Annotated in this window: 7 protein-coding genes, 3 rRNA genes and 1 pseudogene (1 of these 11 only partly in view); 5 read left to right on the forward strand and 6 right to left on the reverse strand. The window is 58.4% G+C overall.

The genetic code is table 11. The features are described from left to right. The 3 genes from AB4N53_RS20560 to rrf (AB4N53_RS20570) form a co-directional block, all read left to right on the forward strand. Positions 1 to 2,332 (forward strand): 23S ribosomal RNA (locus AB4N53_RS20560) (it extends 562 nt beyond the left edge of the window). A 155-nt stretch (positions 2,333 to 2,487) separates the two neighbouring features. Beyond that, a 5S ribosomal RNA gene (rrf, locus tag AB4N53_RS20565) occupies positions 2,488 to 2,603 on the forward strand. 104 nt (positions 2,604 to 2,707) lie between these two features. Further along, positions 2,708 to 2,823, forward strand: a 5S ribosomal RNA gene (rrf, locus tag AB4N53_RS20570). Positions 2,824 to 2,889: 66 nt separating this feature from the next. Here the strand turns inward: rrf (AB4N53_RS20570) and AB4N53_RS20575 are convergent. The 4 genes from AB4N53_RS20575 to AB4N53_RS20590 form a co-directional block, all read right to left on the reverse strand. Beyond that, positions 2,890 to 4,068, reverse strand: a complete 1,179-nt coding sequence (locus AB4N53_RS20575; RefSeq protein ID WP_460125201.1) for a PepSY-associated TM helix domain-containing protein — start codon at positions 4,066 to 4,068, stop codon at positions 2,890 to 2,892. 75 nt (positions 4,069 to 4,143) lie between these two features. After that, positions 4,144 to 6,648, reverse strand: a complete 2,505-nt coding sequence (locus tag AB4N53_RS20580; protein WP_460122689.1) for a TonB-dependent siderophore receptor — start codon at positions 6,646 to 6,648, stop codon at positions 4,144 to 4,146. An 87-nt stretch (positions 6,649 to 6,735) separates the two neighbouring features. Next, a complete protein-coding gene (locus tag AB4N53_RS20585; RefSeq protein WP_460122691.1) occupies positions 6,736 to 7,737 on the reverse strand; it encodes a FecR domain-containing protein in 1,002 nt (333 codons plus the stop codon). Next, the gene (locus tag AB4N53_RS20590) at positions 7,737 to 8,237 is read right to left on the reverse strand and encodes a sigma-70 family RNA polymerase sigma factor (RefSeq protein ID WP_041479723.1); all 501 of its coding nucleotides are present in this window, start codon (positions 8,235 to 8,237) and stop codon (positions 7,737 to 7,739) included. The genes AB4N53_RS20585 and AB4N53_RS20590 overlap by 1 nt, the downstream gene beginning before the upstream one ends. Before the next feature lie 313 nt (positions 8,238 to 8,550). Here AB4N53_RS20590 and AB4N53_RS20595 point away from each other — a divergent pair. Both AB4N53_RS20595 and AB4N53_RS20600 read left to right on the forward strand, forming a co-directional pair. Then, positions 8,551 to 9,528 (forward strand): annotated as a pseudogene (locus AB4N53_RS20595) (cache domain-containing protein); the annotation flags it as partial. 117 nt (positions 9,529 to 9,645) lie between these two features. Next, positions 9,646 to 10,431, forward strand: a complete 786-nt coding sequence (locus tag AB4N53_RS20600; protein WP_370593577.1) for a methyl-accepting chemotaxis protein — start codon at positions 9,646 to 9,648, stop codon at positions 10,429 to 10,431. A 126-nt stretch (positions 10,432 to 10,557) separates the two neighbouring features. Here AB4N53_RS20600 and AB4N53_RS20605 read toward each other — a convergent pair whose 3' ends face one another. Both AB4N53_RS20605 and AB4N53_RS20610 read right to left on the reverse strand, forming a co-directional pair. Next, a complete protein-coding gene (locus AB4N53_RS20605) occupies positions 10,558 to 11,025 on the reverse strand; it encodes an SRPBCC family protein (RefSeq protein WP_460122693.1) in 468 nt (155 codons plus the stop codon). 22 nt (positions 11,026 to 11,047) lie between these two features. Further along, positions 11,048 to 14,440 (reverse strand): amino acid adenylation domain-containing protein, encoded by a 3,393-nt coding sequence (locus tag AB4N53_RS20610; RefSeq protein WP_460122695.1) that lies wholly within the window; start codon positions 14,438 to 14,440, stop codon positions 11,048 to 11,050. Between the last annotated feature and the right edge of the window lie 2 nt (positions 14,441 to 14,442).

Genomic DNA, 14,442 nt, shown 5'->3' on the forward strand with positions numbered 1-14,442 from the left:
ATAATGGGTCAGCGACTTATTTTCAGTGGCGAGCTTAACCGAATAGGGGAGGCGTAGCGAAAGCGAGTCTTAATAGGGCGTCTAGTCGCTGGGAATAGACCCGAAACCGGGCGATCTATCCATGGGCAGGTTGAAGGTTAGGTAACACTGACTGGAGGACCGAACCGACTACCGTTGAAAAGTTAGCGGATGACCTGTGGATCGGAGTGAAAGGCTAATCAAGCTCGGAGATAGCTGGTTCTCCTCGAAAGCTATTTAGGTAGCGCCTCATGTATCACTGTAGGGGGTAGAGCACTGTTTCGGCTAGGGGGTCATCCCGACTTACCAAACCGATGCAAACTCCGAATACCTACAAGTGCCGAGCATGGGAGACACACGGCGGGTGCTAACGTCCGTCGTGAAAAGGGAAACAACCCAGACCGTCAGCTAAGGTCCCAAAGTTATGGTTAAGTGGGAAACGATGTGGGAAGGCTTAGACAGCTAGGAGGTTGGCTTAGAAGCAGCCACCCTTTAAAGAAAGCGTAATAGCTCACTAGTCGAGTCGGCCTGCGCGGAAGATGTAACGGGGCTCAAACCATACACCGAAGCTACGGGTATCACCTTCGGGTGATGCGGTAGAGGAGCGTTCTGTAAGCCTGTGAAGGTGAGTTGAGAAGCTTGCTGGAGGTATCAGAAGTGCGAATGCTGACATGAGTAACGACAATGGGTGTGAAAAACACCCACGCCGAAAGACCAAGGTTTCCTGCGCAACGTTAATCGACGCAGGGTTAGTCGGTCCCTAAGGCGAGGCTGAAAAGCGTAGTCGATGGAAAACAGGTTAATATTCCTGTACTTCTGGTTATTGCGATGGAGGGACGGAGAAGGCTAGGCCAGCTTGGCGTTGGTTGTCCAAGTTTAAGGTGGTAGGCTGAGATCTTAGGTAAATCCGGGATCTTAAGGCCGAGAGCTGATGACGAGTTACCCTTTGGGTGACGAAGTGGTTGATGCCATGCTTCCAAGAAAAGCTTCTAAGCTTCAGGTAACCAGGAACCGTACCCCAAACCGACACAGGTGGTTGGGTAGAGAATACCAAGGCGCTTGAGAGAACTCGGGTGAAGGAACTAGGCAAAATGGCACCGTAACTTCGGGAGAAGGTGCGCCGGTGAGGGTGAAGGACTTGCTCCGTAAGCTCATGCCGGTCGAAGATACCAGGCCGCTGCGACTGTTTATTAAAAACACAGCACTCTGCAAACACGAAAGTGGACGTATAGGGTGTGACGCCTGCCCGGTGCCGGAAGGTTAATTGATGGGGTTAGCTAACGCGAAGCTCTTGATCGAAGCCCCGGTAAACGGCGGCCGTAACTATAACGGTCCTAAGGTAGCGAAATTCCTTGTCGGGTAAGTTCCGACCTGCACGAATGGCGTAACGATGGCGGCGCTGTCTCCACCCGAGACTCAGTGAAATTGAAATCGCTGTGAAGATGCAGTGTATCCGCGGCTAGACGGAAAGACCCCGTGAACCTTTACTATAGCTTTGCACTGGACTTTGAATTTGCTTGTGTAGGATAGGTGGGAGGCTTTGAAGCGTGGACGCCAGTTCGCGTGGAGCCATCCTTGAAATACCACCCTGGCAACTTTGAGGTTCTAACTCAGGTCCGTTATCCGGATCGAGGACAGTGTATGGTGGGTAGTTTGACTGGGGCGGTCTCCTCCTAAAGAGTAACGGAGGAGTACGAAGGTGCGCTCAGACCGGTCGGAAATCGGTCGTAGAGTATAAAGGCAAAAGCGCGCTTGACTGCGAGACAGACACGTCGAGCAGGTACGAAAGTAGGTCTTAGTGATCCGGTGGTTCTGTATGGAAGGGCCATCGCTCAACGGATAAAAGGTACTCCGGGGATAACAGGCTGATACCGCCCAAGAGTTCATATCGACGGCGGTGTTTGGCACCTCGATGTCGGCTCATCACATCCTGGGGCTGAAGCCGGTCCCAAGGGTATGGCTGTTCGCCATTTAAAGTGGTACGCGAGCTGGGTTTAGAACGTCGTGAGACAGTTCGGTCCCTATCTGCCGTGGACGTTTGAGATTTGAGAGGGGCTGCTCCTAGTACGAGAGGACCGGAGTGGACGAACCTCTGGTGTTCCGGTTGTCACGCCAGTGGCATTGCCGGGTAGCTATGTTCGGGAAAGATAACCGCTGAAAGCATCTAAGCGGGAAACTTGCCTCAAGATGAGATCTCACTGGAACCTTGAGTTCCCTGAAGGGCCGTCGAAGACTACGACGTTGATAGGTTGGGTGTGTAAGCGCTGTGAGGCGTTGAGCTAACCAATACTAATTGCCCGTGAGGCTTGACCATATAACACCCAAGCAATTTGCGAACTCGAAAGAGACCAGATTGCGGTGTGTGAAGACGAAACGAACCGAAAGTTCGAAGCGCACAAACACCGAAAGCTGTCACATACCCAATTTGCTGAAGCGAGGCCATCTGGTCACGAGTCAGTACCCGAATTTCTTGACGACCATAGAGCGTTGGAACCACCTGATCCCATCCCGAACTCAGCAGTGAAACGATGCATCGCCGATGGTAGTGTGGGGTTTCCCCATGTGAGAGTAGGTCATCGTCAAGATTAAATTCCGAAACCCCAATTGCGAAAGCAGTTGGGTTTTGTTTTAGTAGAAGTTCCTGTTTTTGCTGGCTTGTTACCGTGTTGACGGGCCAGATAAAGAATTTCTTGACGACCATAGAACATTGGAACCACCTGATCCCATCCCGAACTCAGAAGTGAAACGATGTATCGCCGATGGTAGTGTGGGGTTTCCCCATGTGAGAGTAGGTCATCGTCAAGATTGAATTCCGAAACCCCTGTCTGCTAACGCAGACAGGGGTTTTGTCATTTAAGCGTGTACGAAAGATCAGGCCGTTCTGCGAGTCTTGCTGCCGCGTCGTGCCTGCCACTTGCGCCACCAGATATAAACGCCCGTCCCTGACAGCCCCGCAATCAACACACCCAATACCGCGATCATTACCTGCCCTGTCATCCCGATGATCCGTCCCCCATGTATCGGCAACTGGAGTCGATAGAACTGCTCCCCAAGCGTGCCCTGTCCGGCGATTTCCTGTCCTAACAAGCGTCCGTCGGTACCGTGAAAGAACAACCAGGATTTACCGTGTGCGTCTGTATCGTGCTGTCCAAACCCCGCGCCGTAGAAGTTGTATTCAAAGCTGTAATACAACTCGCCGATCGCCGCCGTCAGTCCTAATCGTTTCCCTTCGTGCAATGCCCTTTCGTACGCCTGTTGATAACTTAACTGTGTCGTCCCCAGTTGATCGGCGGGCATTCGTCCTCTGGCTTCGTAAACGCTCGGCTCGATCGGCGAAAATAACGAAACCGCAGGCTTGAACACGTGGCTCGGCAAGTTCATCGCCACGCTGCTGACGGCGATCGGTAACAGCAGTAGCCACAACCACAATCCGCCGGCGCGATGCAGATCGAAGTTCAAACGGTAGGCATGCCCGCCTTTCACCTTCCACGCAGTAGCCCACTTCTTCCAAAAGGGCTTGCCGCGCGGCAAGGTCAGCCACAATGCGATGAAGCAGTCGATCACCCACGCGATGGCCACCAGGCCCATCAACAGCAATCCCCAGTTACCGGGCAATGTCAGGTTGTAGTGAAACTCCAGAATGAACGGGATGAAGTTCTCCCGCTGGAAGCAGCATTCGCCCCAGTAGCGAGCGCCTTTCTGCTGCGCACTCACCGGATCCAGATAAAACACCTGATTGCGTTCATCGAACGACTTGCCCGTTGCTGGATCTTTGCGTGGAACTGCCGCCAGTACCGCCGTATGCCCCGCCTCCTGCGGATACTCCATGTACCAGACTTGCAGTTTCGGATGCGCAGTCTGCACCGCATCAACCAACGCGCCCGGCGGCAAGCGCTCACCCAGTGAAGTCGCCTCGTAGAACTGCGGATTCAGCCACTCATCCAGTTCGTGATTGAACGCCAGCACACTGCCTGTGAGGCCCGCAAGCAACAGAAACACCGCTGTAGCCAAGCCAATGTAACGATGCAACAAAACCAGAAACGCACGCATGCAAGACACCCGGAATAAACGACAAAGCCAGCCCCTGACATCAGGGGCTGGCTTTTTCATGCACAGAACAATGCTTTAGAACTGATAGCTGACGGTCGCCGCTACGTTGCGTTCTTCGCCCATGTAGCAGAAGTTCAGACTGGCGCAGGACGCAACATAAGACTCGTTGGTCAGGTTGTTCGCATTGAGCCGAACATCAACACCCTTCAAACCAATCTTGCCCAGGTCATAACCAATCGAGGCGTCGAACAACGTGTAAGACGGCACCTTCAAGGTGTTCTCGGCATCGGCCCAGCTGTAGCCGACATAGCGCACACCACCGCCCAACCGCAGCCCATCGAGCGCGGCACTGTCGAACTTGTAGTCAGCCCACAGCGAGGCCATGTGTCGCGGCGCCTGAGTCGGTGAGTTGCCTTTGTTCTCGATGACATCGGTCGGCGTACTCAAAGTGCTGATCATCGATTTCGAATATTCAATATCGGTGAAGGTGTAACTGCCGAGTACTTTGAAGTTGTCGGTCAGTTGCATATGCGCTTCCAGCTCCAGACCTTGCGAGCGTACGGCACCGACCGCGCGATAGAAGTTTTCCTGCGGCAGTTTGGTCGCGAGGTTTTCCTGATCGATGCGGAACAGCGAGGCGGTGAACAGGTTGTCGGTGCCCGGCGGCTGGTACTTCAAACCGACTTCCCACTGCGTGCCATCGGTGGGGGCCAGTGGATTGCCAGCGCTGTCGGCATAGGAGTTCGGGTTGAATGACTCGGAGTAACTGATATACGGCGCCAGGCCGTTATCGAACAGGTACAGAGCGCCCGCACGGCCGGTCAGCTTGGTGCGGCGATCATTGATCTCCGTACCAACGGGACGCCCGGCTTCAGCAATGCGGTTTTCGTCGGATGTCTCTACCCAATCCTGACGCAGGCCCAGCGAGAAGCGCCATTTGTCCATCTCGATCATGTCTTGCAGATACACACCAGTCTGCTCGAGACGACGCAGATAGCTGGTGTCGCCGTACATTTCGATCGCCGAGTTACCATACGCCGGATTGAACGCATTGATTGGCGCCAGTCCACCGCTGGTCCAGTCGACCACGGTTTTGCGCCGTTGATAATCGGCGCCCATCAGTACTGTGTGCTTGGTCGCGCCGGTAAAGAATTCGGCCTGCAGCATGTTGTCGACGATGAACGCATGCAGGCGCTCATCACCGCCGGTGTAATAGCGGTTCAGTTCATTGCTGGTCGGGGTGGTCCAGCCATAGGCGTAGACCTGATCCATGTTCACTTTGGAGTCGAGATAGCGGAAGTTCTGCCGCGCCGTGAAGACGTCGTTGAAACGATGTTCGAACTGATAGCCGAACGATTGCTGGTCACGGGAGTAGCCGTCGATCCCCGGCTCGCCCTCGAAGAATCGCGGCGAGATGCGGTCGCCATTGCGCTGATGGATCGTGCCGTCCGCCGGAACGCCGCCGTGGTAACCACCGTCCGGATCGTGTTGCAGATAGGCCTGCAGAGTCAGCGAGGTGTCTTCACTGAAATCGATGCTCAGCGTCGGCGCGAGGGCGAAGCGTTTTTCCTTGTTGTGATCGAACTGCGTGTCGGACTGATCGCTCAAACCGGTCAGACGATAAGCAATGCGCTTGTCGTCATCGACCGGGCCGCTGAAGTCAAAACCAACCCCGCGCTGGCCTTGTGTCCCCACCGTGGCCTGCACCTGATGATAAGCCTCATACAACGGCTTTTTGCTGGTCAGCGCGACCAGACCGCCGGGCGAACTGCGGCCGTACAGCACGGACGACGGGCCTTTGAGAATGTCCACACGCTCGAGGAAATACGGATCGACCTGCATGGTGCTGTAAGTGCCGCTGTCACCCATCGACTTCAGGCCGTCGAGGTAAATGTTGTCCACCGAGCCGTCGTTGAAACCGCGCATCGCCACGTAGTCGTAACGGTGCGTGGCGCCGTACGGATTGGTCAGCACGCCCGGGGCGTAACGCATCGCTTGCGAGACGGTTTGCGAGCCTTGGTCATCCATTTGCTCACGCGTCACCACCGATACGCTTTGCGAGGTCTCCAGCAGGGCGGTACTGGTCTTGGTGGCGATCTGGCTGTGCGTGGCGTTGTAGCCGGCCATGCTGCCCAGCGCGTTGCCGAGGGCAAAACCTTTGATATCAGTAGCCGGCAAGGCCATTGCTTGGCTTTCAGCCAGCGGGCGCAGAATGTAGCTGCTGCCGTCCTGGCTGACGGCTTCCAGTCCGGAACCGCCGAGCAAATGGGTCAAGGCCTGATCGGTCGAATATTCACCCTGCACGCCGGGAGATTGCTGACCTTGGGTCTGTTGCGGCGTCATCGCCAAGGTGATGCCGGCCTGCCGGGCGAACTGATTCAATGCCTCGCCCAATGGCCCGGCAGCAATGTTGTAGCGGTGGCTGATCTCGGTGCCGGCAGTGTTGGCGGCCAGACCCAGACTTGGTAATAAGCTGACGCCCAGCGCGGAGGACAACAGTGCTGCCCGAACCGCATGGCGCAGCGGTGCCGATGGTGCAGTGAAATTCAGAGGATTCTTACAAATGGCGCGGACAGTCATTGTGGATTTCCGTAGGCAGTCGCGGGGGCTGAGTTGAAGTGCTTACTGACTAAGCCGGACTGCCTGGAAAAACCCGCCAAAAAAATTTCACACCGCATGCTCAAGGGTCACCCACCAGCGGGTGCGATAGCGCAGTTGCACCGGCAACGTTTGCGGCAGAATCGCCAGCAGCCTGTCGGTGTCCTCCAGACGGAACACCCCAGAGAGGCGCAAGTCTGCGATATCTGCCGCACAATTGAGAAAACCCGGGCGATAGCGTGCGACTTCAGCGAGGAAGTCACCTAGCCGCATATTGCGCGTGACGATCAGACCGTCGAGCCAGGCGCCTGCATCCATATCCAGCGTCGGCGCTGCGCGCAAACCGCTTTGGTCGACCAGAAAACTCTGCCCGGCGAGCGCTTCGAGCGAATGACCGCCAGCGCGAACCACCACCCGGCCACGGGTAACGCTGAGCCGCGTGCACTGTTCTTCCTGACGCAAAATGAAACGCGCATCGACCGGCGCATAACTGCCGTGGCGATTCTGTATGCGCAGCGGTCGATCGGTCGCCGCGCCCTCGTCAGAGCCGCCGCAGGTAACGATGATCTCGCCACGGGTCAGTTTGATCAGGCGCTGCTGCGCGGTGTAATCCAGATCCACGGCGCTGGCGGTGTTGAGTTCGATGCGCGTGCCGTCGGGCAACTGGAAACCGCGCCGTTCGCCGGTCACCGTGGCGTAGTCGGCGCTCCATTGCTGCCAGGCGGCGCTGTCCTTGGCCAGCCACGCGGCGGAGCCCAACAACAGCGCGCCGGACATCAACTTCAAGGCCTGGCGACGGCCCAGACCTTGCGCACTGTTTTCCAGGGTGTTGAAAGCGACCTGCGCACCCGGCACGGCACGCAGACTGGAGCTCAATTCGGCTTGCAGCGACTGCACCCGCTGCCAGGCGATTTCGTGTTCGTGATGCTCGGCGCGCCATTGCTCGCATTGACGAGTCAACCGCGAATTGCCGTGGTTGTTGCGCAGCCGCAGTAGCCAGTGAATCGCTTGCTTGACCACCTGTTGGCGCGGTTCGACGCGGCGACCGAGTGAGAGGTTATCCACAGGCATCAGCTTTCATACCGCAACACATAGCAGTGATACAGCGCATCGGCGACGTAGCGTTCCACTGAACGTACCGACACGCCCAACTGCTCGGCGATCTGTTTGTGCGTTAACCCTTCGCACTGCGCGAGCAGAAATGCCTGACGCACTTTTGGCTTCAGTCCCTCAAGCATGCGCGCAATGCTTTCCAGCAGTTCCAGCACCAACGCGCGGGATTCGGCGTCAGGTACTTCGCCTTCAGGCAAGTGAGCAATGGTCTCCAGATAGGCCCGCTCGATTTCCTCGCGGCGCCAATGATCGATCACCAGACCGCGCGCGATGGTTCGCAAGAAAGCTCGGGGCGCTTTCAGTTCGAGACGTTCGGTGCGTTGTAGCAGACGCAGGAAAGTGTCCTGCGCCAAATCAGCCGCATCCGCCGCATTGCCCAGCCTTGCGCGCAGCCAAGCGTTGAGCCAGCCGTGATGACTACCGTAAAGCGCCTGTACGACCAACTCAGGTGAAGACATGACCACGCCAGCCCGAACGTCACAAATGATAATTAGTCGCATTGTCATCAAGGGTTACAGATTTTGCAACTGCCGCTCCGATGTCGTTGCTAAAAAATTCCCTCGCAGCCGCTCTGGCACGCCGTTCGGCGGGAAACCTGTCCAAAACCCGGCCATTTCTCACGCAGCCCTAAGATTTCTCTGCCGCTGGCCGACAGACTGGTGAGAAATGCGTGCACCAAAGTAGAGCGGCCCTGAAGAACGCTGCCTGCGCTGTACATGGAATGTTGCAACCGGAACGCATCCCCACTTTTGGCATAAGAAGTCCCATGAAATGAATCTCAAGTTCAGCCATAAAATCCTCCTGGCCGCTTCGGGCGTCGTGGTCCTGGCGTTCGCGCTGTTCACGCTCTACAACGATTACTTGCAGCGAAACACCATTCGCCAGAACCTGCAGTCTTCCGTGCAGCAGGCCGGTGACCTGACCGCCAGCAGCGTGCAGAACTGGATGAGCGGGCGGATTCTGGTGCTGGAAAACCTCGCGCAGAACGTTGCTCATCAAGGCAGAAATGCCGATTTTCCTGGCCTCGTCGATCAGCCGGCCTTTACGTCGAACTTCCAGTTCACCTACGTCGGGCAAGCCAACGGTGTCTTCACCCAGCGCCCTGATGCGAAGATGCCGGACGGTTACGATCCGCGTCAGCGCCCTTGGTACAAGCAGGCAGTGGCCGCTGACAAAACCATGCTGACCCCGCCGTACATGGCGGCCGTCGGTGGCTTGGTAGTAACCATCGCGATGCCAGTGAAAAAGGACGGAGAACTGCTCGGTGTGGTCGGTGGTGACCTGAGCCTGGAAACCCTGGTGAAGATCATCAACTCGGTGGATTTCGGTGGCCTCGGCCATGCATTTCTGGTCAGTGCCGACGGTCAGGTGATCGTCAGCCCGGACAAAGATCAGGTAATGAAAAACCTCAAGGACATCTACCCGAACACCAGCGTGCGCATCGAGAAGGGCAACCAGAATGTCGTGCTCAACGGTCAGGAGCGCATTCTCTCGTTCACCCCGGTCAGCGATCTGCCGAATGCGCAGTGGTACATCGGTCTGTCGATCGATCGCGATAAGGCCTACGCCGCCCTCAGCCAATTCCGCACTTCGGCGTTGATCGCCATGTTTGTCGCGGTCGCGGCGATTGCGTTGCTGTTGAGCCTGTTGATCAACGTGTTGATGCGTCCGCTGACCACCATGGGCCGCGCGATGAAAGACATCGCCCAGGGCGAGGGCGATCTGACCCGGCGTCTGGTGGTCGAGAGCAAAGACGAGTTCGGTGAACTGGGCAGTGCGTTCAACCAGTTCGTCGAGCGCATTCACGCTTCTATTTCCGAAGTGTCGTCGGCGACCCGTCACGTACATGACCTGTCACAACGGGTGATGGCTTCGTCCAACGCTTCGATCGTCGGTTCCGATGAGCAAAGTGCGCGCACCAACAGCGTCGCGGCGGCGATCAATCAGCTGGGCGCCGCCACTCAGGAGATCGCGCGCAACGCGGCGGATGCTTCGCAGCACGCCAGCGGTGCTTCCGAGCAGGCCGATGATGGTCGTCAGGTGGTCGAGCAAACCATCCAGGCGATGACCGAGCTGTCGCAGAAAATCAGCCTGTCGTGCACGCAGATCGAAACCTTGAACGCGAGCACCGATAACATCGGCCACATTCTCGATGTGATCAAAGGCATCTCGCAGCAGACCAATCTGTTGGCGCTCAACGCTGCCATCGAGGCTGCGCGTGCCGGGGAAGCCGGACGTGGTTTCGCCGTGGTTGCCGATGAGGTGCGCAACCTTGCGCATCGCACCCAGGAATCGGCGGAAGAGATCCACAAGATGATCACCTCGCTGCAGGTCGGTTCGCGCGAAGCGGTGAGCACCATGAACGCGAGTCAGGCGTCCAGCGAGCAAAGCGTGGAAGTGGCGAATCAGGCCGGTCTGCGCCTGGTCAGCGTGACCCAGCGCATCGGCGAAATCGACGGCATGAACCAATCGGTTGCAGCGGCGACGGAAGAGCAGACGGCGGTGGTGGAAACCCTCAACGTCGACGTCAACCAGATCAACCTGTTGAACCAGCAGAGCGTGGCCAACCTCAATGAAACGTTGAAGGATTGTGATGCGTTGTCGCAGCAGGCGAACCGGTTGAAGCAATTGGTTGACAGTTTCAAGATCTGATTTACAGATCGCAGACCGCGTTATCGTTCTTCGCGAGCAGGCTCGCTCCCACAGGGAAATGCATTCCAAATGTGGGAGCGAGCCTGCTCGCGAAAGCGGTCTGACGATCACCGCAAAGCCAAAGCCTTAGACAAGCAGCTTCAGCACATTGCCCATCGCATCATCGGCAAACCCCTGCACGAAATCCCTGAACTCCGGCAGCGCCTCTTCTCCGCCGCAAGCCGGTTCGGCAATGATCGTCCAGGTTGCTCGCGACTTCCCTTCGCTCAGCGATTCCACCTGCATTGCCGCCCACAGATTCGCCACCCCCAGGGTGTTGTAAATCGTCGTCCAGGTCATGCGCTGTGCCTGTTCATCGCGCGAGTTGAGTTGTTCGACCACGACGTTGCCGTTCTTGAAGAATTTCTTGCGCAGCGAAGACACGCCCTCGCCGGTCATTTCGGTGTGCGACAGCGCCGGAATGAATCGATCGAAGCCAGCGAAATCGCCAACGATCGCCCAGACTTTTGCCGCGTCCGCCGGCACTTCCACCGACGACACGACGTGGCAGCCTTGCGGGTTTTTGATCAGGGTGTCTGGTTGCAGATTGCTCATGGTGTTGCTCCTTGTGGATGAGTCAGATGAAGTTGATTTGTTTCAGGTAATCGCAGCCGCGACGCAGCAGCGCCGGGGATTTTTGCGGGTAGTGCGCGCCCATCTGCTGCACGCCGGCCTCGGCGTTGGCGTGGCCGATCTGCGAGATGTCGCCGATGTCTTCTTCGAAGCCGTTGAGGTAGAAACCGAGCACGCCGAACAGCGCGTTGTCGGCGTCGACCCGGTTCAGTTGCTGTTGCCAATCGGCGACGCTGACCAGCGAAAATTCGCTGCCGGTTTCGCGGAACGACGCGACGTAGGCATCCCAGCTCAGCGGCTCGGGGTTGTGCAGATTGAACACCGCGCGATCCGCTGAATAACGGCTGGCATGAAAGGCGATGAAGCGGGCGAGAAAGTCCACCGGCATCAGGTCGAAATTCAGCGCAAAGGCCGGCACCTGGCCGAGCTGGATCGAGCCCTTGAGCATCAGCATCAAACGGTTTTTGTGCGGCTGGCAGACGCCATTCAGGCTGTTGAAGCTGATGTTGCCGGGGCGATACAGATTGACCCGCACACCCTGCTCGCGCGCCCTTTCGAGGATGCGTTCGCCGACCCACTTCGACAGGTTGTAGCCGTTGCGAATGTAGATCGGCGGCGTCGCGGCGGCGGGCAGTTCCAGCACTCGACCGGCGTCATCCACGGTGCTGGATGCCGACAGGGTCGAGACAAAGTTGAAGACCTTTTTACTCCGCCCTTCGCACAACTTCAGCAGGGCGAAGATCGGCTCGACGTTGTCCGCGGCCAGCGACTCGTAATCGAGTACGTGGTTGACGTTGGCGGCGTTGTGCACCAGCGCGCCGAACTCGCGATCCAGGCGCTGGTAATCGTCATCGCCCAGGCCCAGTTGCGAGCGACTGATATCAGCTGCGTAAACCCGCACACGGCTGAGATCGAGGTGCTCCAGACGGTTTTCGCGCAGTGCCTGAGCGAAACGTTGCGCCGCCGTTTGCCCGGCGCCGTCGCGCACCAGACAGGCCACTTCGCTGGCGCCCCAACCGAGCAGCGCTTCGACGATGTGCACGCCGACAAAACTGTTGGCACCGGTGACGATCACCTTGTGCACATCGCCCATGCGGCTGATCGGCAGCGGTTCGATATCCAGCTTACGCTCAGAGTCGGCCATGGCCTGGGCACTGAGTACCGCGCTGTCGCCGGTGCCGCGCACCAGCGTCGCCAGTTTGCTGATGGTCGGCTGTTCGATGAAGCGATTGATCGAAATGCTTCGGCCAAACTCCTCGCGCAAGCGCAGCAACATCCGCGACAGCAGGATCGAATGGCCGCCGAGATTGAAGAAGCTTTCGTCAGTGGAAATGTCGCTGGTCGGCAGCTCCAGCAATTCGGCCCAGATCTCCAGAAGCAGCGCTTCGTCAGCATTGGCCGGCAGGCATTTCGCAGCGCTGTCCTGCACCGTCACCGGCAATGCAAGCAGCGCGTTGCGATCGACTTTGCCGTTGCTGGCGAACGGCATCTGCGCCAGCTCAGTCCATGCCACCGGCTGCATGTAGTCCGGCAGAAATTGCCGGGCATGCGCCTTCAATTCGTCGCGGGCAGTCTCGGTCTGTGGCTGAGCGAGGAACGCCAGAATGCGCCGCTGACGGTCGATGACCACGGCAATCTGCCGATACAAGCGGCTCTCGCGCAGGCAGCGCTCGATCTCTTCCGGCTCAACGCGAAAGCCACGGATTTTCACCTGATTGTCGCGCCGCCCGCACAGCTCGATACCGTGCTCGCCCCACTTGGCCATGTCGCCGCTGCGATAGGCGCGCAGGGTTTCGCCGCCGGGCAGCGATAGGTTCAGATAACGCTCGGCGGTCTGCTGCGGATTGTTCAGGTAACCGATGCAGACACCGGGGCCGACGATGAACAGTTCACCGACGGTTTGATCGGGCACCGGTTGCAGATCGTCGTCGAGAATCAGCACCCGACTGTTGGCGATCGGCCCTCCCAGCGTGCGGTTGCCGTCCCCGGGTTTGAGCTGGCGCGCGGTGATCAGCACGGTGGCTTCGGTCGGGCCATACAGGTTGTGCAGGGCGCCTTGACGGGTCAGTTGCTCGATGACGAACGGCTCGCAGACATCGCCGCCGGTCATCACCTGCACGCCCTCCAGTTGCTCCAGCGGCAGGATGCTCAACAGCGCCGGTGGCAGGAAGGCGTGGGTCAGTTGCCGCCGGCGAATCAGCGCCACCAGCTGCAAAGGATCGCGGCGCTGGGTGTCGTCGGGCGCCACCAGTTCGGCGCCGGTGAGCAGGCTGGGGAAGATGTCGATCAGCGATGAGTCGAAGCTCAGCGATGAGAACTGCAACACCCGACTCTCGGCGCGCAACTGCACGTAGTCGGCGTACCACGCGGTGAAGTGGGCGAGATTGGCCTGGCTGAGCAGCACGCCTTTCGGATGCCCGGTGGTACCCGAGGTGTAGAGCGCCATGCACGGCGCATCGAGCTTGGGACGGTGCAGCATCAGCGGTCGATTGAAGTCCGCGTCGGTCGCCTCGATGCCACTGACATTCAGCCCCGCTATCGTTTCGCTGAGCGCCTGCTGTCCATCGTGAAGCAACAGCACCGCGCCGGCGTTTTCCAGGATGTATTGCTGACGCGGCAATGGATGGCTGGGCTCCAGCGGCAAGTACACCGCGCCGCTGCCGAGAATCGCCAGAATCGAGGCGAACAGCGCCGGGCTTTTGCCTTGGCAGACGCCGACTACCCACGGCTGCGGATGTTGCTCAAGCAATGGCAGCAATCGCCGTTGAATCGCCCGGCTGTGGGCGTGCAACTGGCGGTAGTTGATGGACTGTCCACCGAGGTGCAGCGCCGGTCGTTCGGCATGTTCGATCAGGCTCTGTTGCAGGCGCTCGATCAGCGGGATTTTCGCCTGCTCCAGCAGCGCCGGGTGTGCCGTGTCGTTGAGACGGTGGACGTACGCTAGCTTGTCGAGAAACAGCAGGTCTTCCAGGCGTTCGAAATCCGGCGCCTTGAGGGCCGGGGCGTGGCGCAAATAATCGGCATCGCGGGAAAAGCGGCTGACCAGCAACGCCACTTCGTCGACCACATGGGCAAGCGCTCGTAGGCGTAGCGACTGACCGTTGCCGGATGGCTCATCGCCAATCGGTACGCGGCTGATCAGCGACGAGCCGAGAAAGCACAGTAAGTCGAGGGTCGGCAGGCCGCCATGGCCTTGCGCGGCGACACCCAAGCGCAGGTGCAGGTGCGGGATCGCGCAGAAGTCGCCAGCGCCGATAAAGCCATCGTCGATGATCAGATCCACCGCCGCTTGTATCGCGCCGCTGCGGGTCAGTGCATGGCCGTGCTGTTCGAGTTCCCGGGCCAGGTCGGTCATCGCCTGGCTGGTGCCGGTGAGCAAAATGTCGAGACGTTTCATGT

Source organism: Pseudomonas sp. H3_E04, assembly GCF_054668915.1.